The following is a 22,554-nucleotide window of genomic DNA, read 5'->3' as shown; positions in this document are numbered from 1 at the left end:
TCAGGGGACCGCGGGCAAGGTCCGCAGATAGGCGACGATATCCGCAAGGTCCCCCGGGGTCACACGGCGATACCAGGCGTAGCCCATCGGTGGCGACAGCAGACGCCCATTGGCCGAGACCCCGGTGGTGACGGCCCGGATGATCTGGGCATCGGTCCAATCGCCGATCCCATGCTCGCGGTTCGGCGTGATGTTGGCGGTCACCACGATGCCGCCCGGGGTCATCATCTCGAAGCCGCCGGCGCCCATGCGCGTTGCATCCCGCCGCCCGCCGGGCAGCATCGGCGTATGGCACTCCAGGCAATGCGCGAAGGTGACGAGGTATTCGCCCCGCGCGACCGGCGTGTCGGCGGGCGCGGCCACGGTGCCGACCGGCGGCCCCCAGGCCGGCGGCAGCGGCATCCGGTATTCCGAGCGCCCGGAGTCCCGCCGGATCGGCGGGATGCTTTTCAGATAGGCGGCGATGGCGGCGATATCGGCGTCCGAGGTGTGGCGCAGATATCCAATGGGCATTGGCGGCCCGATCGTGGAGCCATCCGGCCGCTTGCCTTCCCGAATGGCGACGGCGATCTGCGCCTCGGTCCAGCGGCCGATGCCGGTCTCGGGGTCGGGGGTGATGTTGGGTCCGATCCAGCGGCCGAAGGGCGCGTCATCCGGCATGCCGCCGGCGAGTTCGCTGCCGGGCACGACCTCGGCGCGGCCATCGACCATGCGCTGCTGGCTGTGGCAATTCCCGCAGGTGCCGATCGACTCGACCAGATAAGCGCCGCGCGCCACCAGCTGCGCGCGCGTCTGTGGCGCGGTCTGCGCCATGGCCGGAAACGCCGCGCAGAGCGCGGCGACCAAGACCAATCCCCTCATGCCTTATCCCCCCGATTCGGATCGCCGTTTGTAACCGCATCGATTACGCAACAGAGATCACATCTTCTCGAAGGCCAGTTGTACCTTCATGGCACGCCCGCGGTCGGAGGCCAGGGCGAAGGCCTCGGCGGCGCGATCCAGCGGCAGTTGCGCCGTCACCATCGGCCGCGGGTCGATCGCCCCTCGCGCCAGCACCGCCACCGCGGCGGCGAACTCCGCATGGAAGCGGAAGGTGCCGCGCAAGGTGATCTCCTTGGCGACCAGCCGGCCGAGCGGCAGGGCCACATCATCGCCGATGCCAAGCTGGACGATGGTGGCGCGCGGACGCGCCGCCTCGATCGCGCCGAGCAGCGCGGCACCGCTGCCGGAGGCTTCGATCACCACGTCGAAATACCCCTTGTCGGCGGCATAGGGGGCGAGCGCATCGGGCTGCTCACGCAGGGCGATGGTGCGGTCGGCCCCCATCTGCGCGGCGATGCCGAGGGGGGCCGCGACAAGGTCGGTCACCACGATCTCCGCCGCCCCGCCGAGCCGCGCGACGGCGACCGACAGCACCCCGATCGGACCCGCGCCCGTGACCAGCACGCGCTTGCCGAGCAGCGGCCCCGCCTGCGCCGCGGCATGCAGGCAGACGGCGAGGGGTTCGGCGAAGGCCGCGACCTCGACCGAAAGGCCCGGCGGCAAAGCGACGCAGCGGACCGCCTCGCAGACCAGCGCGTCGCGGAAGCCGCCATGCACATGCGGCATCCGCATCGCGCTGCCGAAGAAGCGCATGTCCAGGCAATGCTGCTGCACCCCCTCGCGGCAGAAGCGGCAGGTGCCGCAGGGCAGCGACGGGTTCACCGCCACGGCATCGCCGACCGCGAGGCTCGTGACCCCAGGGCCCAGGGCGGCGATGGTCCCGGCGATCTCATGGCCCAGCACCATCGGCTGGCGCAGCCGCACCGCGCCGAAGCCGCCCTGGTGGAAGTAGTGCAGGTCCGACCCGCAGATGCCGCCCGCGCCCATGCGGACCAGCACCTCGCCGGGGCCGGGCTCGCCGGGCGCGAATGCCTCGACGCGCAGGTCGTGCGGGGCGTGGATGAAGAGGGCGCGGCTCATGGCAGCGGGGTCAGCAAGGGCTTGCCGTCGATATGCGCTTCCAGATTCGCCAGCAGCAGGTCGCCCATGGCGTTGCGCGTCTCGATGGTGCCCGAGGCATTGTGGGGCTGCAGCACGACATGCGGCAGCAGGAAGCCGGGATCGATATCCGGCTCGTTGAGGAAGACGTCGAGCCCGGCGGCGGCGATGGCGCCGGAGTTGAGCGCGGCCAGGAGCGCCGCCTCATCCACCACCGTCCCGCGCGAGACATTGACGAAGATCGCGCCAGGACGAAGGGCGCCGATGGCCGCCGCGGTGACCAGCCCGCGCGTGGTGGCACCCCCCATGGCGCAGACCAGCATCACATCGACATGCGGCGCCAGCGCCTCGGGCGAGGGGTAGTAGGCATAGGGCACATCCGCTTTCGGCGTTCGCCCGGAATAGGAGATCGGCATCCGAAAAGCTTCCGCCCGCCGCGCCACCGCCCGCCCGATGTTGCCGAGCCCGACAATGCCGAGACGCTTGCCATAGACCCGCGTGGTCAGCGGCATGGAGGCCCGCTTCCAGTCGCCGTTGCGCACCCAGGCGTCGCCCGCCGGAATGCGCCGTGCCGCCGCCAGCAGCAGGGCCATGGCCATATCGGCGACCTCCTCGGTCAGCACATCCGGCGTGTTGGTGACGGGGATGCCGCGCGCCCGCGTCGCAGTCTGGTCGATCGCATCGACGCCGACGCCATAGCAGCCGACGATGCCGCAATGGGGCAGTTGCGCCAGGGTGGCGGCATCGATGCCGTTCTCGCCCTTGGTCGCGACCGCGCGCACGGAAGCGCCGTGTTCGGCGAGGAAGGCGGCGGTCTCCGGCGCCTCATACAGCTTCAGCAAGGTGAACCGCGCGGCCATCGCATCCAGGTCGCGCTGCGGCAGAAGGGCCATCACCAGCAGCCCCGGCTTGTCGCTCATCATTCTATCCCCCCAAACTCTTGCCGCCAGCATGGCGCGGGAGTGCAAAAGATGAAACCGAACCTCTTCGACCTGACCGGGCGGCTCGCGCTGGTCACCGGATCGAGCCAGGGCATCGGCCTCGCCTTGGCCCGCGGCCTTGCCGATGCGGGCGCCCGCGTGGTGCTGAACGGGCGGGACGAGGCCAAGCTCGCGAAGGCCGCCGCGACCCTGGCCGAGGCGGGCATCACCGCCGAAATCGCCGCCTTCGACGTGACCGAGGCCAGCGGGGCCGAGGCCGCGGTGGCCGCCCTGGAGGACCGGCTCGGGCCGCTTGAGATCCTGGTGAACAATGCCGGCATGACCCGCCGCTTTCCCGCGACCGAACTGCCGGAAAGCGTCTGGCGCGAGATCATGGCGGTGAACCTCGACGGCGTGTTCTTCATGGCCCAGGCCGCCGGCAAGCGCATGGTCGCGCGCGGGCATGGCAAGATCATCAACATCGCCTCGGTGCAGAGCGACCTCGGCCGCCCCGGCACCGCCGCCTATTCCGCGAGCAAGGGCGCGGTGCGCACCCTGACCCGCACCCTCTGCGCCGAATGGGCGAAGCATGGGGTGCAGGTGAACAGCCTGGCGCCGGGCTATTTCGCGACCGAGCTGACCAAGGCGCTGGTCGATGATCCCGCCTTCACCGCCTGGCTCTGCCAGCGCACGCCCGCCGGGCGCTGGGGCAGGGTGGAGGAGCTGGTGGGGGCCGCCGTATTCCTGGCAGCCCCCGCCTCGGATTTCGTCAACGGGACGATGGTCTATGTGGATGGGGGCATGACCGCCGTCGTCTGAGGCTCCAGCAACGCGGCCAGCGAGCCCGCCAGCAGTGCCAGCCCCCGCCCACCGGCGGCCGACAGGATGCTCTCGGGGTGGAACTGCACCGCGGCGACGGGCAGTTCGACATGCTCGATCGCCATCGGGATCGCGTCCTCCTCCGTCGCCATGGTCACCACCAGGCTGTTCGGCAGGGTCAGGCCGAACAGCGAATGGTAGCGCCCGACCTCGATGCCATCGGGCACATCGCCGAAGAAGCGCCCGGGTGCCAGCACCCGGATCGCCGAGGACTTGCCATGCATCGGCACCGGCAATTGCCCGAGGCTGCCGCCGAAATGCTCGACGATCCCCTGCAAGCCCAGACACACGCCAAACACCGGCACATCCCGCGCCAGCGCCGCATCGATGGTGGCCGAGAGGTCGAAATCCGTGGGCCTGCCCGGCCCCGGCGAGAGCACCACCAGATCCGGGATTTTGCCCGCCGCCAAACGCGCCCGCACGGCCGGCGCCCGCAGCGTTTCCACCGTGGCGCCGGTCTGGCGCAAATAGTCGGCGAGCGTATGGACGAAGCTGTCCTCGTGATCGGCCAGCAGCACCCGCCGCCCGCGCAGCGGCTGCGCGATGGTCGTGGTCCGGCGCGTCGCCACCGCGGCATTGGTGACGGCATCGAGCATCGCGGAGGCCTTCAGCCCGCATTCGGCATCCTCCGCCGCCGGGTCGCTGTCATGCAGCAGGGTGGCGCCGGCGCGAACCTCGGCGATGCCATCCTTCATCCGCGCGGTGCGCAGCGTGAGGCCGGTGTTCAGATCGCCGTCGAAGCCGAGCCAGCCGATGGCGCCGCCGTACCAGCGGCGCGGGGTCTTCTCCATCTTCTCGACGAAGCGCATCGCCCAGACCTTGGGCGCCCCGGTCACGGTCACGGCCCAGGCATGGGTCAGGAAGGCATCCAGCGCATCGAAGCCGGGGCGCAGCATCCCCTCGACATGATCGACGGTGTGGTAGAGCCGCGGGGTCGCCTCGATCTGCCGGCGCGCCAGCACGCGCACGCTGCCGGGCAGGCAGATGCGCGCCTTGTCGTTGCGATCGACGTCGGTGCACATGGTCAGCTCCGCCTCATCCTTGGCGGAGTTCAGCAATTGCTTGAGCCTGGCCGCATCCTCCAGCGCATCGCCGCCACGGGCGATGGTGCCGGAGATCGGGCAGGTCTCGACCCGGGCGCCGTTGACGCGGACATACATCTCCGGGCTCGCGGAGACGAGGAACTCGCCCTCGCCGAGGTTGATGAGCCCGCCATAGGGGGCCGGGTTCTTGGCGCGCAGCCGCCGAAACACCTCGCCCGGCGGATCGGCGCAGGGCCGCGCGAAGGTCTGGCTCAGCACCGCCTCGAACAAATCGCCGCAGGCGAAGCGTTTTTGGGCCTCGACGACATTGGCCTGGTAGGCCTCGGGCGTGTGGTCGCGCAGCGGCGGCAGCACGGCGGGAGGTGTGGCGACATAGGGCGCGGGCACCTGGGGGCGCGGCATCCCGGCATTGCTCTGGCCGGCGAAGGAGAAGTCGTAGTCGTAGCGCGTCGCTTCCTCGCGCCGGTGGTCCACGACCAGGATGCTGTCGGGCACGTAGAGCACGGCGTCGCGCTGGTCGGCCGCGCGGGGGCGGGACAGCTCGCAGGGTTCGAACTGGAAGACGAGGTCGTAGCCGAAGGCGCCGTAGAAGCCGAGGTGGTGGTCCTCCTCCGAGGCGAGCCCGGCCATGGCCGCGCGCAGCACGGTGAAGGCGGAGGCGCGGCGGGAGCGCATCTCCTCGGCCTCGTCCACCGGCGCCGGGGCGGGGCCGGCGACCAGGGTCGCCGCACCGGCGGGGCTGGTCACCTCGACGAGGGCATTGGCGCGCAGCCCCGCCTCGATCGCGGCGACCAGCACGGCGCCGCGCGGGGTCAGTGCCTCGAAGGTGACCGCGGTGCCACGCACGGTGGCAGCCAGCGGCGGGTCGGAAAAGCCGATGTCCCAGCGGGTGTAGCGGTCGGGCTGCTCGAAGGAGGAGGCGAAGAGCGCGCCGCGACGCGCCTCGATCTCGCCCACCAGCGGTTCGGCGGCATCGACATAGGGCAGGCGGGTCGCGCGGCGCAGCACGCCGACATCGCCCGCGGTGCGATAGGTGAAGGAGGTTTCAGTCATGGGGGGTCGTGATCCTGGGGAGGAAAGGGCAGGGACCACGCGGGAAACCAGGAGAGTATTCGGCCGCCCGCGGTGGGGGGCGGCATCCGGCGTGCGACTAGAGGCGCGCGCCGGGGCCACCCGGAAGGGGCCGACGCCAACGCCAAAGTGTGCGGGTCATCAGGGTGGTCATGCCGGCACGTTCCGCCGCCGCCCGGATTGAGTCAACTGGGCTGAGTCAACTGCGCCATTGCACGACGATGGGTGCGGCGGCATGTGTGGCGGGACGCCGCCCCCATGTCGCCAGGATCACCGCCGCCGCATGCGCGATATTCCCGCCGCCGAGACCGCCCTGCTGCTCTGCGACCTGCAGAATGATGTCCTGCACCCCGAGGGGGCCTATGCGCGCGGCGGCCATTTCGCCCCCGGCGCCTGGGGCCAGGCGCTGGTGGATGCATTGCAACCCGCGCATTTCATGGTGGAGAAAATGGCCTGCTCGGCCTTCCACATGTCACGGCTGGAATGGGTCTTGCGGAAGTGGGTCTTGCAGAAGGCTGGCATCCGCCGCGGCATCGCCGCCGGGATCGTCACCAATGGCGGTGCCGCCCCCACGGTAGGGGAGGCACATGTCCGCGAATTCACCCCCTCGGTGCTCCCGGATGGCTGCGCCGCCTTCTCGGCCGAACTCCATGAAACCGCCATCGCCGGCCTGCGCCCGGTCGCGCGGGTGCTGACGATGGCGGAGGCGATGGCCGGGCTGGGGCAGGGAGGAGCGGCATGATCCTGGGCCTGGGCAATGACATGACCGACCTGCGCCGCATCCAGCGCACCATCGAGCGGCATGGCGAGCGCTTCCTCGAACGCATCTTCACCCCCACCGAGATCGCCCGCGCCGAACGCCGCCCGATCACGCGGATCGGCACCTATGCCAAGCGTTTCGCGGCCAAGGAGGCCTGTTCCAAGGCGCTCGGCACCGGGTTTCGCCGCGGCGTGTTCTGGCGGGACATCGGGGTGGTGAACCTGCCCTCCGGCCAGCCAACCCTGGCGCTGACCGGGGGGGCCGCGGCGCGGCTCGCGCAGATCACCCCGGAGGGGATGCGCTCGGCCATCGCGCTGACCATGACGGATGAGTTTCCCTATGCGGAGGCGGTGGTCATCATCTCGGCGGACCCGCTTCCTTGACAGTTTCCCGCAGCGCAACGCCTATGCCGCCGCATGTTGGAAATCCCCTCCCCATGGTGACGAAGAAGAAGGCTGGCGGCGTGCTCGAGAGCGTCAAGACGATTGTTTACGCCGCTTTGATCGCGATCGGCATCCGTACCGTCGCCTTCGAACCCTTCAACATCCCATCCGGGTCGATGATCCCGACGCTGCTGGTCGGGGACTACCTGTTCGTCTCCAAGTATTCCTACGGCTATTCGCGGCACTCGATGCCCTTCAGCCCGAACCTGTTCAGTGGCCGCATCTTCGGCAGCCTGCCGGCCCGCGGCGACGTCGCGGTGTTCAAGCTGCCGCGCGACAATTCCACCGACTACATCAAGCGCATGATCGGCCTGCCCGGCGACCGCATCCAGGTCACCGGCGGCATCCTGCATGTGAATGGCGTCGCGGTGCAGCGGCAGAGCCTCGGGCCCTATACGGTCGAGGGCGATGGCCCGCGCATCACCGTCCGCCGCTGGCTGGAGACGATCCCCGCGGTCGCCGGCCAGGCCGCCATCTCGCACCAGATCCTGGAGGCCTCGGATGACGGGCCCTTCGACAACACCCAGGAATTCGTGGTCCCCGCCGGGCATGTCTTCGCCATGGGCGACAACCGCGACAACAGCCTGGATTCCCGCGCGCAGAACATGGTCGGCTTCATCCCGGTCGAGAATCTGGTCGGCCGCGCCGAATTCATCTTCTTCTCGGTCGATGAGGGCGCCGTCTGGTGGCAGCCCTGGACCTGGCCCTTCTCGATCCGCTGGGGCCGGCTGATCTCCGCCGTCCGGTAATGGCCCGCAAGCCAGGCGTCGGCGGCGCCACCGACGATCCGCCGGCGGTGGCGGCGCTGGCGGCACGGCTGGGGCATGACTTCGCCGATCCGGCGCTGCTGCGGCAGGCGCTGACGCATCGCTCCGCCGCCGATGCCTCCCGCCAGCAGCTGGATTCCAACGAGCGGCTGGAGTTCCTGGGCGACCGGGTGCTCGGGCTCATCATGGCCGAATGGCTGTCCGAGCGCTTCCCGCAGGAGCGCGAGGGCGCGCTCGGCAAGCGCCTGTCGCTGCTGGTCTGCGCCGAGACGCTGACCGAGGTCGGCGAACGCATCGGCCTCGGCTCCGCCCTGCGCATTCCCCCCGCGGAGGGCCGCACCGGGTTGCGCAACCGCGCGACCGTGCTGGCCGATGGCACCGAGGCACTGATCGGGGCACTCTATGTCGATGGCGGGCTGGATGCCGCACGGCGCTTTATCCGGGCCGCCTGGGCCGATGCCCTGGCCCCCGACGCGCCGCCGCCGCTGAATGCCAAGAGCCGGTTGCAGGAATACCTGCTGGGCCGTGGCAAGCCATTGCCGGCCTATACGCTGGTCTCCACCGCGGGCCCCGCGCATGCGCCGGTCTTCGTGATGCGGGTGGAGGCCGAGGGCCGCGCCGCCGAGGCCCTCGGCGAAACCCGCCGCGCCAGCGAACAGGCGGCGGCCGAGGCCTGGCTCGCCGGGATCGCCCCTTAAGCCACGCAAGCATGGCGCCGAACCGCCGGCGCGCGTAAAGCAGGCCGCATGTCCGACCCCACACCCAGTCAAGAGCCCACCCGTTGCGGCATCGTTGCCGTCCTCGGCGCCCCGAATGCCGGCAAATCCACCCTGGTCAACCGCATCGCCGGCGCCAAGGTCACGATCGTCAGCCCCAAGCCGCAGACCACGCGCATGCGTATCCGTGCCGTGGTGATGCAGGGGGCGGCGCAGATCGTGCTGACCGACACCCCCGGCATCTTCCAGCCGCGCCGCCGGCTGGACCGTGCCATGGTCGCCGCCGCCTGGGGCGGCGCGCAGGATGCCGATCTCGCGCTGCTGATCGTCGATGCCAAGCTCGGGCTGACCGATGCGGTGCGCAAGATCATCGGCGGCCTGGCCAAGGCGGCCCGCGCCCCCTGGCTGGTCCTGAACAAGACCGACAGCATCACCCCCGACAGCCTGCTGCCGCTGATCGCCGAGGTGAACGCGCTGCTGCCCTTCGCCGAGACCTGGATGGTCAGCGCGACCAAGGGCGATGGCGTGCCCAAGCTGCTGGAGGCCATCGCCGCCAAGATGCCGCCCGGCCCCTGGCTCTTCCCCGAGGACGACCTCTCCGACCTGCCGGAGCGCATGCTGGCGGCCGAGACCGTGCGCGAGCAGATCCTGCGCCAGACGCATGAGGAAGTGCCGCATCACGCGACGGTCGAAACCGAATCCTGGGTGGATCGCCCCGATGGCTCGGCCCGGGTGGATTGCACCATCTACGTCGGCCGCGCGGGCCAGAAGGCGATCCTGATCGGCGACCATGGCGCCCGCATCAAGGAGATCGGCAGCCGCGCCCGCGCCGAGCTGGAAACCATGCTGGAGCGCCGCATCCATCTGTTCCTGAACGTGAAGGAACGCTCGGGCTGGGATGAGGAGAAGGCGCGCATCCGCGCCCTCGGGCTTGAGGATCTCGGCTGATCCATGGAGTGGGAGGCGCCCGCGGTCGTCCTTGAGGCCCGGCCGCATGGTGAGGGGGGCGCTGTCGTCTCCGTCCTCACCGAGGAGTTCGGCCGCCACGCCGGCTTGGTGAAAGGGGGCGCCAGCCGGGGGCAGGCAGCACTCTGGATGCCGGGCAATCTGATCGAGGCCCGTTGGGTCGGCCGCCTGCCGGAACAGCTCGGGGCCCTTTCGGGGGAATTGGTCCATGCCGCCGCCGCTTTGGCCATGGCCGATCCGTTGGCGACGGCACTGCTCTCCTCCTGCTGCGCCATCGCCGCCGATGCGCTGCCGGAGCGCGAGGCGCATGGGCTGCTGTTCCACGACACCGTGGCCCTGGTCGCGACCCTGGCGCGGGACACGTTGCTCGCGGTGCCGGATGCGGTGCGGTGGGAGCTGCGGCTGTTGCAGGAGCTGGGCTATGGCCTGGACCTGTCCGCCTGCGCCGTGACCGGGGAGGCGGAGGTCCTGCCCTATGTCTCCCCCAAATCCGGCCGGGCGGTGTCCGAGGCCGGCGCGGGCCTGTTCCGCGACCGGCTGCTGCCGCTGCCGGCGTTCCTGCGCGACGATGCGGCGGCCTCGGGCCCCGCCGATTGGGCCGCCGGGCTGCGCCTGACCGGGGTGTTCCTGGCCCGCGACGTCTTCGGTGCGCGCAACCGGGGCATGCCCGGGGCGCGGGACCGCTTCGCCGACCGCGTCTGCCTGCTTGCATCGGCCGGCGCTGGTGACTAAATCAGTGCCTTCCCGCGGCCGAAATACGCCGCGCCTCTGACTCTGGATACACAATGGCCCGCGTCACCGTCGAAGACTGCATCCTCCAGATCCCGAACCGGTTCGACCTGGTGCTGATCGCCGCCCAGCGCGCGCGCAACCTCAGCCGGGGCGAGGAACTGACCCTGGATCGCGACAACGACAAGAACCCCGTCGTTGCTCTGCGCGAGATCGCCGAGAAGACCGTCGACCTGAATCTGCTCGAACAGGATATCGTGAAGGGCCTGCTGCGCGCGCCCGAGCCGGAGCCGCTGGACGAGGAAGTCGGCGACATCATCGCCATCGACGAGAACATCTTCGGCGTCATGGACGTCAATGAGGAGACCTTGCCCGACGGCATGGGCCTCGAGGATCTCTCGCCCGACGACATCGAAGCCGCGATCGCCGCCGAATTGGCTGGCGGCAAGCGCTGACGGCCGGACGCCCCTTCGGTTCCACCGACACTCGGGCCCTGGCGCCCGAGGGCCTGCCTTCGGCCGAACGTGTGGCGCAGAGCGCCACCGAACCCGGCGGAACCGGGCCGGGCGCGGAGCTCGCGGCGCTGGTCGCGAGCTACGATCCCACCGCCGACAAGGCCCTGATCGAGCAGGCCTACGACTTCGCCGCCGCCGCCCATGCCGATCAACGGCGGGAGAATGGCGACCCCTACATCACCCATCCGCTCGCCGTCGCGCATATCCTCGCGGGCTACCGGCTGGACAGCGCCTCGATCCTCACCGCTTTGCTGCATGACACGGTCGAGGATACCTCCGTCTCCCTGGCGCTGCTGGAACGCCGCTTCGGGGCGGATGTGGCGAAGCTGGTCGATGGGGTGACCAAGCTCGGCCGGATCGAGCTGCAATCCGAGCACACCAAACAGGCCGAGAATTTCCGCAAGCTGGTACTGGCGATGAGCGAGGACATCCGTGTCCTGCTCGTCAAGCTCGCCGACCGCCTGCACAACATGCGGACCTTGCATTTCGTCGAGCGGGCCGAGAAGCGCCGCCGCGTCGCCCGCGAAACCGCCGATATCTACGCGCCCTTGGCCGAACGCATCGGCATGGATGCGATCAAGACCGAGCTTGAGGTCCGCGCCTTCCGCGAGATCGAGCCCGACGCCTACCAGACCATCGTCGCGCGCCTCTCCTTCCTGCGCGGCCAGGGGGCGGATCTGATCGAGGAGATCCGTGCCGACCTGCTGCGGGTGCTGGCCGAGGATGGCGTCGAGGGCGCCGATGTCTCGGGGCGGGAGAAATCCCCGGTCTCGATCTGGCTGAAGATGAAGGAGAAGAAGGTCGAGTTCGAGCAGCTCTCGGACATCATGGCCTTCCGCGTCATCGTGCCGGACAAGACCGCCTGCTACGCGGCGCTCGGCTCGGTGCATTCGCACTACCGGGTCGTGCCGGGGCGGTTCAAGGACTACCTCTCCACGCCGAAGCAGAACGGCTACCAGTCGCTGCACACGGGTGTCACCGTGCCGGCGCGGCGCAACGCCAAGATCGAGGTGCAGATCCGCACCCGCGAGATGCATGAGGTCGCCGAATTCGGCGTCGCGGCGCATTGGATCTACAAGCAGGGCGGCCATTCCGGCTCGGAGCGCAAGCGCTTCCCCTGGGTGCGCGACCTGCTGGAAATCCTCGACAATACCGGCAACGAGGCCGCCTCGTTCCTGGAGAACACCAAGCTCGCGCTGCACCAGGACCAGGTGTTCTGCTTTACGCCGAAGGGCGAGCTGATCGCCCTTCCGCGTGGCGCGACCCCGGTCGATTTCGCCTACCAGGTGCATTCGGCGGTCGGCGATGCCTGCGTCGGCGCCAAGATCAACGGCCAGATCAAGCCGTTGCGCCAGCCGCTGGAAAACGGCGACCAGGTCGAGATCATCACCGCCCGCGGCGGCACCCCAAATCCGGCCTGGGAACGCTTTGTCGTCACCGGCAAGGCGCGGGCCCGCATCCGCCGGGTGGTGCTGGCCAAGCAGCGCGCCGACCAGCAGGAGAACGGCCGCGGCGCCATCGCGCGCGCTTTTCGGCAGGAAGGGATCGAGGCCACCGGCGAGCGTGTCGAGCGTGCCGCCAAGGTGCTGAAGCAGGGCAGCCCCGAGGAGCTGTACCTGACCGTCGGCGCCGGCAATATCTCGGCTCGCGACGTGGTCTATGCCGCCGAGCCCGAATTGCGCGGCCCGCCCCGTGTCGCCGATGCGCTCTCGCTCACCCGGGCACGGGGCAAGCCGGGCCAGACCGTCGCCTTGCCGCCGCGCCGGGCGGGGGAGGCCGCCACCGGCATCACCGGCCTCGTCGCCGGCATGCCTGTCGCCTATGCCGGCTGCTGCCACCCAGTGCCCGGCGACCGCATCATCGGCATCGTCGCCACCGGCAAGGGCGTGACCATCCACCGCGCCGACTGCCATACCCTCGCGCAATTCGCCGCCACGCCGGAGCGCTTCCTCGACGTGGACTGGGAAATGGCCGATGGCGCGGTGCATGTCGCACGGCTGAACATCGTCGCGACGGATGAGGGCCCGGCGCTGTCGGCCATCACCATCGCTGTCGGCAAGCATGGCGCGCGGCTGTCGCGGCTGAAGATCAAGCACCGCGCCTCGGACTTCATCGAGGTCGAGGTGGATGTGGAAGTGACCGATACCCGCCATCTGTCCAATGTGATGGCAGCCCTCCGCGCCTGTCCGGGCGTCGAGGAGGTTGAACGCAGCAAAGGCTGAAACGAGAGATGACGATGGAATTCGCCGCACGACTGACCGGCTGGCGACGACATTTGCATGCCAACCCTGGGCTGACCCTGAATGAGGGGCCGACCGCTGCCTTCGTCGTCGAGCGCCTGCGCGAGATCGGCGTCACCGAGATCGAGACCGGCATTGGCGGCCATGGGGTGGTCGCGACCATCCGCCGGGGCGGCGGCAACCGCTCGGTGGGGCTGCGCGCCGACATGGATGCGCTGCCGATCCAGGAAACCGACACCGAACTCGCCTGGGCCAGCACCGTGCCCGGCGTGATGCATGCCTGCGGCCATGATGGCCACACCACCGCCCTGCTCGGCGCGGCGATCCGGCTGCAGGAGGACCCGGACTGGTCCGGCACCGTGCGCCTCGTGTTCCAACCCGCCGAGGAAGGCGGTGGCGGCGCCCTGAAGATGATCGCCGATGGGCTGTTCCAGCGCTTCCCGATGGACCGCATCTTTGGCTGGCACAATTGGCCAGGGCTGGAGGCCGGCACCATCGCGGTGCATGACGGTGCGGTGATGGCCGCGGGCAACCGCTTCTCCCTCATCATCGACGGCCATGCCGGCCACGCCGCCTTGCCGCATCTGACCCGGGACCCGATTGTCGCCGCCGGCCATGCCATCGTCGCGGTGCAATCCATCGTCGCCCGCACGCTCGATCCGCTGCAATCGGGCGTGGTCTCGCTGACCATGATCCATGGCGGCCAGGCGCAGAACCAGATCGCCGGGCAGGTGGTGATCAAGGGCTCGATGCGCTTCCTGAACGAGGACACCGGGGATGCCATCGTCGCGGCGCTGGAGCGCATCGCCGCCGGCACCGCGCTGACCTTCGGGCTGGAGGCGCGCTGCGAGGTCACGCGCGGCGTGCCGGTCACCGCCAACCACGCCGCCGAGGCCGAGGTTGCCGCGGCCTCCGCCGCCGCCGTCACCACCCTGCGCCGCGACCTGGCGCCGGCCATGACGGGCGAGGATTTCTCGCATTTCCTGAAGCAGGTGCCGGGCGCCTTCGTCTGGATCGGCAATGGCGAGGCCTCGGGCGGCCGCGACCTGCATAATTCCAACTACGACTTCAATGATGCGGTGCTGCCGGCGGCCTCGGCCTGGCTCGCCGATGTCGCCAAGCGGTCCCTCGCCGGAAGCTGAACGTTCTGGCGCTTGCGATGCCGGTTCCGGCGGCACAGGCTGCGGCGATGCCGCAGCCGATGACCAAGCGCACCCGCCGAGAGGGCTATTCCGCCAAGGCGCTGTTCCAGCCGCGCGCCGTGGTGCTGCTGGCCGATCCGGCGCTGCCGGAGGCGCATCTGCTCGCCGCCAACCTTGCCGCCGGCGGGTTCGGGGGGAAGCTCTCGATCCTCGGCATGGCGGCGCCGGGCTTCACGCGGATCGAGAGCCTCGATGCGCTGGAGCAGGGCACCGACCTCGGGGTGATTGCTTTGGGGCGGGAGGCGGTGGGGCGGGCGATGGCGGGCCTTGCCGCGCGCGGCTGCCACGCCGCCATCGTCTTCGCGGCCATGCCCCCCGATGAACTGGCCGCGGCCTGCCGGGCGACCGGGGTGCGGGCTTTGGGCCCGCGCTCCTTCGGCCTGGCGCTGCCGCATCTGGGGCTGAATGCCAGCCTGTCGCATCTGCCGGTGCGGCCGGGCCGCCTCGCGCTGCTGGCCCAAGGCTCGGCGGTGCCGCGCGCGGTGCTGGATTGGGCGACGGCCGAGGGCCTCGGCTTCAGCCATATCATCGGTATCGGCGACAATGCCGATCTCGGCTTCGCCCCATCGCTCGACTGGCTGGCGCGCGATCCGGCGGCGGGGGCGGTGCTGCTGGACCTGCGGCGGATCCGCAATCGCCGCCTGTTCGTCTCCGCGGCCCGGGCCGCTTCCCGCACCCGGCCCGTGGTCGCGATCCGCCCCGGCGGCAGCCATGATGCCAGCGGCGCGGCGGATGCGGTGCTGGGCGCGGTGCTGGCCCGCGCCGGCGTGCTGCGGGTGGAGGGGCTGGAGGATCTGCTCTCGGCCGCCGAGACCCTGCCCCGGGTCAAATCCGCGCAGCGGTTCGGAGAAGAGGCAGCACGGGGCGACCGGATCGCCGTGCTGGCCAATGGCGCGGGGCTGGCGCTGCTCGCGATCGACGCCCTGGCCGCCGGCGGCGCCCGGCTGGCGGTGACCGGCACCGCCAATCCCCAGGTGCTCCGGCCCGGCGAGGGGCCGGACATGGCGGAGGAGGTGCTGCGCCTCGCCGGCCTTGCCACGGTCGATACGGTCCTCCTGCTGCATGCCCCGGAGCCGGGTGAGGCCGGTGAGGCCCTGCTCGCCGCCCTGGTCGCGCAGCAGGCGCGGGGCCGGGGGCGGGCGCCGCTGCTGATCGGCTGGTGCGGCCAGGCGACGGCGGGGCCGCAGCGATCGCGCCTGGCCGAGGCCGGGTTTCCGGTCTTCGCCACGCCTGAGGCTGCCGTGCGCGGCGCCCTGCACCTCGCGCGCGATCATCGCAACCGCGCGGCGGCGGCCGAACTGCCCTCGCGCGACGTGCTGGAGATCACCCCCGATCGCGCCAGCGTCGCGGCTTTGTTCGCCAGGCTGCGCGCCGAGGGGCGGCGCAGCCTCAGCGAGGCCGAGGGGCTCTCGGTGCTGGCCGCCTATGGCATCGCCTGCATTCCCGGCCGCATCGCGCAGGGGCCGACCCAGGCGGCGGTGGCGGCGGCCGGGCTCGGCTTCCCGGCGGTGCTGAAGATACTCTCGCCCGAGTTGCCGCGGAAGACCGAAGTCGGCGGCGTGATGCTGAACCTCTCCGATTCCGCGGCGGTGCTGCGCGCGGCCAAGACCATGCTGGCGGCGGTGGCGCTGGCGCGCCCTGGCGTGCGGATCGACGGGCTGCTGGTGCAGCGCCAGGCGGGGCCGGGGCAGGAGCTGCGGCTGCATCTGGATGATGATGCGATGTTCGGCCCCTATATCGGCTTCGGCCGGGGCGGCACGGCCGCGGATTTCGAGCCGGATGAGAGCTTCGACCTGCCGCCCATGAACCTCACCTTGGCCATGGCGCTGCTGGATCGCAGCCGGGCCGCGCGGCTGTTCGACGGGCATCGCGACCTGCCGCCGGTGCAGCGCGCGGCGGTTGCCGATGCGCTGGTGCGGCTGTCGCAGCTGGCCGTGGATTTCCCGCAGATCGAGCGGCTCAGCATCAACCCGCTGCGCGCGGGCCCCGCCGGGGTGGTGGCGCTGGATGCCTCGATCGTGCTGCGGGAGCCGGGGCAGAGCAGCCAGCTCGCCATCCCGCCCTATCCGGCCGAGCTCAGCCGGAGCTGGACCTCGCGCGACGGCGAAATGCTGACCATCCGCCCGATCCGCCCCGAGGATGCCGCCGCCCAGGCCGATGCTTTCCGCCGCATGGCGCCCGAGGATATCCGCTGGCGCTTCTTCTCGCCGATGAAGGAACTGCCCGCCGAGCAGATCGCCCGCATGACCCAGGTCGATTACGACCGGGAAATGGCCTTCATCGCGGTGGATGCCGCGGGGCGAACCGTCGGTGTCTCGCGCCTGATCCGGGCGCCGCTGGAGGCGGAATTCGCGATCGTGGTCGATCCCGCCTGGAAGGGCCGCGGCCTTGGCCGCGAATTGATGCGGCGGATCCTGGACTGGGGTGCCTCGGTGGGCGTGGCGCAGGTGGTCGGGCTGGTCCTGGCCGACAATGCGCCGATGCAGGCCTTCGTCCGCGCCCTCGGCTTCACCCTCCGCCGCCTGCCGGGGGAGGAGGATGTGGTCGAGGCGGTTCTGGCGCTGGACGCCGAGGGATCAGCGCTCGGCTGAAGCGGTCTCGCGCAGCAACTCGCGGACGCGGGTGGCGGCGTTTGGCCCCTTGAGCGCATCGCGCCACGCGGCCTCGGCCACGCGCTGGTGCACCGACACGGCTTCCTCGGCCGCGGTGACGGTCGCGACACCCATGCCGGCGGAGGGGGCGGTGTCGGGGGGGAAGGGGCTGGTGCAGACATGCGCCTTTTCCCGCCCGCGCAGCACGAAGAAGCAGGCCGTGGGCTCGATCCCCGAGAGCAGCCCGAGCTGCAGGCCCATGGGCAGGTTGTCCATCATATCGGCGATGCGCTCGGCTTCGTTGCGCGCGGCCTGGCGGCAGCGGGCGCGGCTGCGCTCGGGCAGCGGCAGGCCGGGGGCGACGCCCTCCACCAGCATCCGGCGCAGCGCCGCCTCGCTCAGCATCGCGGTGATCGAGGGCTTGCGCGACTGGTGCAGCCGCCTGCGGGCAGAGAGCAGGCCAAGTGCCTGATCGGCCGCGGCGCGGGCCGGCAGGCGCTCGCTGGCGGCATCAGCCGCTTCGGTGAAGGCCTCCGCGATGGCACCGTCGAAGCTGTCGCCGACGACCTGGTAGCAGACCGCGCCGCCGATCTGCAGAATCTGGTCAGCCTGTTCCTCGACCTGCCGCAGGCGCTCCTGGAAACCGGCCGGGCGGGTGAAATACTCGATGCCGATGCCGAGCAGCGACAGCGGCGAGATTTTCAGCAGCTCCGCCAGCCGCCGGATCGTGTCCAGCTTGATGACCTCGCCCTTCTCGTAGCGATAGAGCGCGGCGCGGGACACCCCGAGTCGCGCGGCGATTTCCTCGGCACGCAAACCGGACTCGAGGCGGTAGGCGCGCAACTGCTGCCCAATATCGGCGAATTGCATGCAACCCCCTGGCAATCATCTGGCGAGAAGAGGCATTTCTTTACGAGAAACGTCTCAGGCCATGCGGAGACTGCCAAGGGAACTGCTGCGATGCAATAGGAACCTTTCTCAGTCCGCGGCGACCTTCTGGGCCGCCATGGTCTCCAGCGCCTTCACCAGCGCGGAATGGTCCAGATCCGCCCCACCCATCGCAGCCACGGCGGAGAACAATTGCTGCGCCGAGGCGGTGTTCGGCAGCGCCACGCCCAGGTCCCGCCCGGCGGAGAGCGCCAGATTCAGGTCCTTCTGATGCAGGCGGATTCGGAATCCGGGGGCGAAGGTGCGCTTGATCATGCGCTCGCCATGGATTTCCAGGATCTTGCTGGAGGCGAAGCCGCCCATCAGCGCCTGCCGCACGCGGGCCGGATCGGCGCCGGCCTTGGTCGCGAAGACCAGCGCCTCGGCCACCGCCTCGATGTTCAGGGCGACGATGATCTGGTTGGCGACCTTGCAGGTCTGCCCGGCGCCGGCCGGCCCGACATGGGTGATGTTCTTGCCCATCAGTTCGAACAGCGGCAGGGCGCGGGCGAAATCGGCATCCGAGCCGCCGCACATGATGGTCAGGCTGGCGGCCTTGGCCCCAACCTCACCGCCCGAGACGGGCGCATCGACCCAGCCGCAGCCGGCGGCGACGAGCGTCTCGGCAAAGCCCTTGGTGACGGTCGGGCTGATCGAGGACATGTCGATCACCAGCGTGCCGGGCTTGAGCGAGGCGGCAATGCCGCCGGCGCCGAACAGCACCGCCTCCACATCCGGGGTGTCGGGCAGCATGAGGATGACGACCTCGGCCTTGGCCGCCACGGCGGCCGCATCCGGCAGCACGGTGGCGGCGGCGCGGATGTCCTCGGGCAGGCTGGCGCGCTCCGGCACGAAGAGCGTGTGGCCGGCCTTGGCGAGGTTGAGCGCCATGGGGCGCCCCATGATGCCGAGACCGATGAAGCCGATGTCCATGGGGCGTGTCCTTCGTCGCTGGTTGGGCAGGGGTGTCAGCCGGGGAGCAGATCGGCCGTGGTGATGAAACCTACGCCCTGGGCTTCCAGGGCAAGCTTGCTCTCGTCGAGCGCCTGCCCCGGCCCGAGGCGGGCGCAGGCATCCTCGATCACGAAGACATCGAAGCCGAGATAGGCGGCATCGGCGGCGGACCAGTCCACGCAATAGGGCCGGGTGATGCCGGCGATGAAGACCCGCCGCACCCCGATCCCGCGCATCCATTCGGCGAGGCCCGTCCCGGTGGTCCGGTCGTTCTCGCGAAAGGCGCTGTAGCTGTCGATCTCCCGCCGCATGCCTTTTCGCAGGATCAGCGCGACGCGGGACATGTCCAGATCGGGGTGGATCGCCGCCCCGGCGCTGCCCTGCACCGCATGGTCGGGCCAGAGCACCTGCGGGCCATAGGCCATCTCCAGCACCTCATAAGGTTCGCGCCCCGGATGCTGCGAGGCGAAGCTGAGATGGTCCGGGCCGTGCCAGTCCTGGGTGACGACGGCGCGCGCGAAGGGGCCGGCGAGCAGGCGGTTGATCGCCGGGATCACCGCCTCCGCCCCCGGCACCGGCAGCTCGTCCGGGCAGAGCGCCATGAAGGTGGGCTGGGGATCGACGACCAGCAGCAGGTCCTCCTGCGCGTTCACTGCGATCCCGCCCACCCGCGTCAGCCCCGCCAGGGTGCGAACCAGCCGAGGCCCGCGACGGTCTCGCCGGCCGGGCGGTATTCGCAGCCGATCCAGCCGCGGAAGCCGAGTTCGTCGATGCGGCGGAACACGAAGCCCCAATTGACCTCGCCGGTGCCGGGCTCGTTGCGGGCGGGGACGTCGGCGACCTGCATATGGGCGATGATCGGCAGGTGCTTCTCCACCCGCTTCACGATATCGCCCTCGGTCACCTGGCAGTGGTAGAGGTCGAATTGCAGCCCGAGGCGCTCCGGCCCGACCGCGGCGATCACCGCCGCCCCCTGGTCCATGGTGTTGAGGAACAGGCCCGGGATGTCGCGATGATTGATCGGCTCGATCACCGGCTTCACCCCGGCGGCGGCGCAGAGGTCGGCGGCCCAGTCGAGGTTGGCGACATAGGTGCCGGTCAGCGTGTCATGCGCGACGCCGGCGGGCGCGAGCCCGGCCATCAGATGCAGCCGCGGGCAGGAGAGGGCGGTGGCATACTCCAGCGCCTTCTTCACGCTCTCGCGGAATTCCTCGCGGCGGCCGGGAATGCAGGCGGTGCCACGCTCGCCATTGGCCCAATCGCCCGGCGGCGCGTTGAACAGCACCTGGGAGAGGCCATTGTCAGCGAGCCGCCTGGCGATCTCCGCCGCGGGGAAGTCGTAGGGAAAGAGGAACTCGACCGCCTTGAACCCCTGCGCGCCGGCCGCTGCGAAGCGATCCAGGAAGGGCAATTCGGTGAACATCATGGAGAGGTTGGCGGCAAAGCGCGGCATGGTGATAATTTTCCTTCCCCGAATGCCCGTGTTTTGGCGTTGTGCCGGCTGGACGGCAAGGCCCGCGACAGCGGCTCAAGACACTGGCCCGCAGCCGACACAGAGTATGAAGGATGAATAGACCCGTGGATCAACCGCCCGCCGCGCACCCGACCGTCACCATCGTCGCGGCCACCACCGTGCCGGAGGCGCGGAATGAAGGGATGAGCCCGACCCGCCTGATCGGGCTGCTCTGGCTGCTGGGCCTGGTGATCGGCTGCCTGCTGATCCTGCGGCCGTTCATTTCGGCGCTGCTCTGGGCCGCGATCCTGGTGTTCTCCACCTGGCCGGGCTTCGTGCTGCTGCGGACCCGGCTGCGGCTATCCCCCGGCGTCGCGGCCGGGGTCATGGTGGTGGCCGAGTTCTTCGTCATCGGGCTGCCGCTGGTGCTGGTCGCGCCCAAGGACCGCACGGCGATCGATGGGCTGCGCGAGTCGCTGAGCGGGCTGGTGGGCAGGGGCCTGCCGGACTTCGGCTGGATCGCCAGCATTCCGCTGATCGGCCCGACCCTGCACAGCTATTGGCTGCATTGGCAGACCGACCTGTCGAGCCTGGGCGAGCTGGTGCAGCCCTATATGGGCTCGATCGCGCAGATGGGGCTGTCGCTGTTCCTGGCGGTGCTCTCGGGCATCGCCGAGCTGCTGGTGGCGCTGGTGCTCGCCTTCTTCTTCTATCGGGACGGGCCGGCGCTGGCGGATGCGGCGCGCCGCGTCTCCGACCGGCTGGCCGGCCCCGCCTCGCGGCGGCTGTTCAAGCTGATCGGCGATGTGACGCGGGGCGTGGTCTATGGGCTGCTCGGCACCGCGGTGGTCCAGGGGCTGATGACCGCCTTGGGCCTGTGGCTGGCGGGCGTGCCGCAGCCGGTGCTGTTCGGGGTGATCGCGGGCGTCGTCTCCATCCTGCCGGTGGGCGCGCCGCTGGTCTGGATCCCGGCGACGCTGTGGCTGCTGGGGCAGGGCAGTATCGGCTGGGGCATCTTCATGGGGCTCTATGGGGCGCTTGGGATCTCGTCTGTGGATAATTTCATCCGCCCCTGGCTGATCAGCCGCGGTGCCGACCTGCCGCTGCTGCTCACGCTGCTCGGCGCGCTGGGTGGGGTTTTCGCCTTCGGTTTCCTCGGCCTGTTCCTGGGGCCGGTGCTGCTGGCGGTGGGCTACACCATGCTGCGCGACTGGATGATGGGGACGGATGCGGAAGCGGCGGTGAAGGCCGCGGCGGCACAGGAACGCGCCGAAGCCGAAGCCCTGGGTGGGCCGATGCTCCGCTGAACCCCTTCCGCGCCGCCGCGCCAGCCCGTATGTCGGTTGTCATGGAACCGACCGGAAAGCGGGACGCTTTGCGCCTGATTCACATGTCCTGAGCCTTGGGAGTCCCGCACGCGTGTTTTCCTTCGTCGTTTCCCGCGTGCTGCAGGCGATCCCGGTGATGCTGGTGGTCGCCTTCATCTCCTTCGCGATGTTCGCCTATGTCGGCGATCCGGTCTCGATCATGCTGGGGCAGGATTTCACCGAGGCGCAGCGCACCGCGCTGGTCCACAATCTCGGGCTGGACCGCTCCTTCCTGGTGCAGTTCCTGACCTTCGTCGGCAATGCGTTGCAGGGGGAGTTCGGGCTCTCCTACCGGCTCGGCCGGCCGGTCGCGGAGCTGATCGCGGAGCGCGCGCCGGCGACGCTGGAGCTTGCCTTCTGCGCCGCCTTCATCGCCATCGCGATCGGGGTGCCGATGGGGGTCTATACCGGGCTCTACCGCAATTCCTGGCTGTCGCGCTTCTTCCTGACCTTCTCGCTGATCGGGGTGTCGCTGCCGACCTTCCTCATCGGCATCCTGCTGATCCTGGTGTTTGCCGTGAACCTCGGCTGGCTGCCGTCCTTCGGGCGGGGGGATGTCGTGTCGCTCGGCTGGTGGAGCACGGGCTTCGCCACCGCCACGGGCTGGAAGGCGCTGGTGCTGCCGGCGGTGACGCTCGGGCTGTTCCAGCTCACCCTCATCATGCGGCTGGTGCGGGCGGAGATGCTGGAGGTGCTGCGCACCGACTACATCAAATTCGCCCGCGCCCGCGGGTTGTCGAACCGCGCCATCAACTTCGGCCATGCGCTGAAGAACACGCTGGTGCCGGTGATCACCGTCGCGGGGTTGCAGCTTGGCGCCATCATCGCCTTCGCCATCGTCACCGAGACGGTGTTCCAATGGCCGGGCATGGGGCTGCTGTTCATCCAATCGGTCGGCTCGGCCGATATTCCGGTGATGGCGGCCTATCTGATGCTGATCTCGGCGATCTTCGTGACGATCAACCTGGTCGTCGATCTGCTCTACTACGCGGTCGATCCCCGGCTGCGCGTCGGCCGCCGGGGTCATTGAG

The 22,554-nt window shown here is 70.1% G+C and carries 21 protein-coding genes; 13 read left to right on the top strand and 8 right to left on the bottom strand.

What is annotated here, in order from left to right; translation table 11 throughout:
- Genes C8P66_RS04930 through C8P66_RS04920 form a run of 3 tightly spaced genes read right to left on the bottom strand, consistent with a single transcriptional unit; the run spans nt 1 to nt 2,900 of the window.
- Complete coding sequence (locus tag C8P66_RS04930) at nt 1–861, bottom strand: c-type cytochrome (protein ID WP_111397039.1); 861 nt, start codon at nt 859–861, stop codon at nt 1–3.
- A 57-nt stretch (nt 862–918) separates the two neighbouring features.
- Nucleotides 919–1,962, bottom strand: coding sequence for an L-idonate 5-dehydrogenase (locus C8P66_RS04925; protein ID WP_111397038.1), 1,044 nt, complete (start codon nt 1,960–1,962; stop codon nt 919–921).
- On the bottom strand, nt 1,959–2,900 hold the full coding sequence (locus C8P66_RS04920; protein ID WP_111397137.1) for a 2-hydroxyacid dehydrogenase: 942 nt from the start codon (nt 2,898–2,900) through the stop codon (nt 1,959–1,961). Before C8P66_RS04920 ends, C8P66_RS04925 begins: the two co-directional genes overlap by 4 nt.
- Nucleotides 2,901–2,951: 51 nt before the next feature.
- Between C8P66_RS04920 and C8P66_RS04915 the strand changes: the two genes are divergently transcribed.
- Entirely contained in the window at nt 2,952–3,719 is a 768-nt protein-coding gene (locus C8P66_RS04915; protein ID WP_111397037.1) for a glucose 1-dehydrogenase, read from the top strand.
- Here the strand turns inward: C8P66_RS04915 and C8P66_RS04910 are convergent.
- Nucleotides 3,686–5,875, bottom strand: a complete 2,190-nt coding sequence (locus C8P66_RS04910; RefSeq protein WP_111397036.1) for an anthranilate synthase component I — start codon at nt 5,873–5,875, stop codon at nt 3,686–3,688. The two genes, C8P66_RS04915 and C8P66_RS04910, sit on opposite strands and share 34 nt — an antisense overlap.
- A gap of 301 nt (nt 5,876–6,176) precedes the next feature.
- Between C8P66_RS04910 and C8P66_RS04905 the strand changes: the two genes are divergently transcribed.
- The 10 genes from C8P66_RS04905 to C8P66_RS04860 all read left to right on the top strand — a co-directional run bounded on the left by C8P66_RS04905 (nt 6,177) and on the right by C8P66_RS04860 (nt 16,822).
- On the top strand, nt 6,177–6,635 hold the full coding sequence (locus C8P66_RS04905; RefSeq protein WP_111397035.1) for an isochorismatase family protein: 459 nt from the start codon (nt 6,177–6,179) through the stop codon (nt 6,633–6,635).
- Nucleotides 6,632–7,036, top strand: a complete 405-nt coding sequence (gene acpS / locus C8P66_RS04900) for a holo-ACP synthase (RefSeq protein WP_111397034.1) — start codon at nt 6,632–6,634, stop codon at nt 7,034–7,036. Before C8P66_RS04905 ends, acpS begins: the two co-directional genes overlap by 4 nt.
- A gap of 53 nt (nt 7,037–7,089) precedes the next feature.
- Complete coding sequence (gene lepB, locus C8P66_RS04895; protein ID WP_111397033.1) at nt 7,090–7,845, top strand: signal peptidase I; 756 nt, start codon at nt 7,090–7,092, stop codon at nt 7,843–7,845.
- Entirely contained in the window at nt 7,845–8,561 is a 717-nt protein-coding gene (gene rnc / locus C8P66_RS04890) for a ribonuclease III (RefSeq protein WP_111397032.1), read from the top strand. The genes lepB and rnc overlap by 1 nt, the downstream gene beginning before the upstream one ends.
- Before the next feature lie 48 nt (nt 8,562–8,609).
- Nucleotides 8,610–9,527 carry a GTPase Era gene (era, locus tag C8P66_RS04885; protein WP_111397031.1) on the top strand — a complete coding sequence of 306 codons (918 nt, stop codon included), beginning with the start codon at nt 8,610–8,612 and terminating at the stop codon, nt 9,525–9,527.
- A 3-nt stretch (nt 9,528–9,530) separates the two neighbouring features.
- Nucleotides 9,531–10,277 carry a DNA repair protein RecO gene (gene recO, locus C8P66_RS04880; protein WP_111397030.1) on the top strand — a complete coding sequence of 249 codons (747 nt, stop codon included), beginning with the start codon at nt 9,531–9,533 and terminating at the stop codon, nt 10,275–10,277.
- 53 nt (nt 10,278–10,330) lie between these two features.
- On the top strand, nt 10,331–10,729 hold the full coding sequence (gene rpoZ / locus C8P66_RS04875; protein WP_111397029.1) for a DNA-directed RNA polymerase subunit omega: 399 nt from the start codon (nt 10,331–10,333) through the stop codon (nt 10,727–10,729).
- Between the two features lie 71 nt (nt 10,730–10,800).
- Entirely contained in the window at nt 10,801–13,011 is a 2,211-nt protein-coding gene (locus C8P66_RS04870; protein WP_245903214.1) for a RelA/SpoT family protein, read from the top strand.
- Between the two features lie 8 nt (nt 13,012–13,019).
- Nucleotides 13,020–14,171 carry an amidohydrolase gene (locus tag C8P66_RS04865; protein WP_111397027.1) on the top strand — a complete coding sequence of 384 codons (1,152 nt, stop codon included), beginning with the start codon at nt 13,020–13,022 and terminating at the stop codon, nt 14,169–14,171.
- Nucleotides 14,172–14,230: 59 nt separating this feature from the next.
- Entirely contained in the window at nt 14,231–16,822 is a 2,592-nt protein-coding gene (locus C8P66_RS04860) for a bifunctional acetate--CoA ligase family protein/GNAT family N-acetyltransferase (RefSeq protein WP_170141555.1), read from the top strand.
- On the opposite strand, the gene C8P66_RS04855 is transcribed toward C8P66_RS04860, so the two are convergent.
- The 4 genes from C8P66_RS04855 to otnI form a co-directional block, all read right to left on the bottom strand.
- A complete protein-coding gene (locus C8P66_RS04855) occupies nt 16,808–17,692 on the bottom strand; it encodes a helix-turn-helix domain-containing protein (protein ID WP_111397025.1) in 885 nt (294 codons plus the stop codon). The genes C8P66_RS04860 and C8P66_RS04855 overlap by 15 nt on opposite strands.
- 108 nt (nt 17,693–17,800) lie before the next feature.
- On the bottom strand, nt 17,801–18,682 hold the full coding sequence (locus tag C8P66_RS04850; RefSeq protein WP_111397024.1) for a 2-hydroxy-3-oxopropionate reductase: 882 nt from the start codon (nt 18,680–18,682) through the stop codon (nt 17,801–17,803).
- 35 nt (nt 18,683–18,717) lie between these two features.
- Nucleotides 18,718–19,356 (bottom strand): nicotinamidase, encoded by a 639-nt coding sequence (locus C8P66_RS04845; RefSeq protein ID WP_111397023.1) that lies wholly within the window; start codon nt 19,354–19,356, stop codon nt 18,718–18,720.
- Nucleotides 19,357–19,376: 20 nt separating this feature from the next.
- The gene (gene otnI, locus C8P66_RS04840; RefSeq protein WP_111397022.1) at nt 19,377–20,156 is read right to left on the bottom strand and encodes a 2-oxo-tetronate isomerase; all 780 of its coding nucleotides are present in this window, start codon (nt 20,154–20,156) and stop codon (nt 19,377–19,379) included.
- A 125-nt stretch (nt 20,157–20,281) separates the two neighbouring features.
- Here otnI and C8P66_RS04835 point away from each other — a divergent pair, with 125 nt between their 5' ends.
- Both C8P66_RS04835 and C8P66_RS04830 read left to right on the top strand, forming a co-directional pair.
- Entirely contained in the window at nt 20,282–21,463 is a 1,182-nt protein-coding gene (locus tag C8P66_RS04835) for an AI-2E family transporter (RefSeq protein WP_245903213.1), read from the top strand.
- A 112-nt stretch (nt 21,464–21,575) separates the two neighbouring features.
- The gene (locus tag C8P66_RS04830) at nt 21,576–22,553 is read left to right on the top strand and encodes an ABC transporter permease (protein WP_111397020.1); all 978 of its coding nucleotides are present in this window, start codon (nt 21,576–21,578) and stop codon (nt 22,551–22,553) included.
- Nucleotide 22,554 lies beyond the last annotated feature (1 nt).

The sequence above is a fragment of the Humitalea rosea genome (genome assembly GCF_003253705.1).
Lineage (GTDB): Bacteria > Pseudomonadota > Alphaproteobacteria > Acetobacterales > Acetobacteraceae > Humitalea > Humitalea rosea.
The sequence above is the reverse complement of the archived record's forward strand: the minus strand, read 5'-3'. Positions and strand labels throughout refer to the sequence as shown.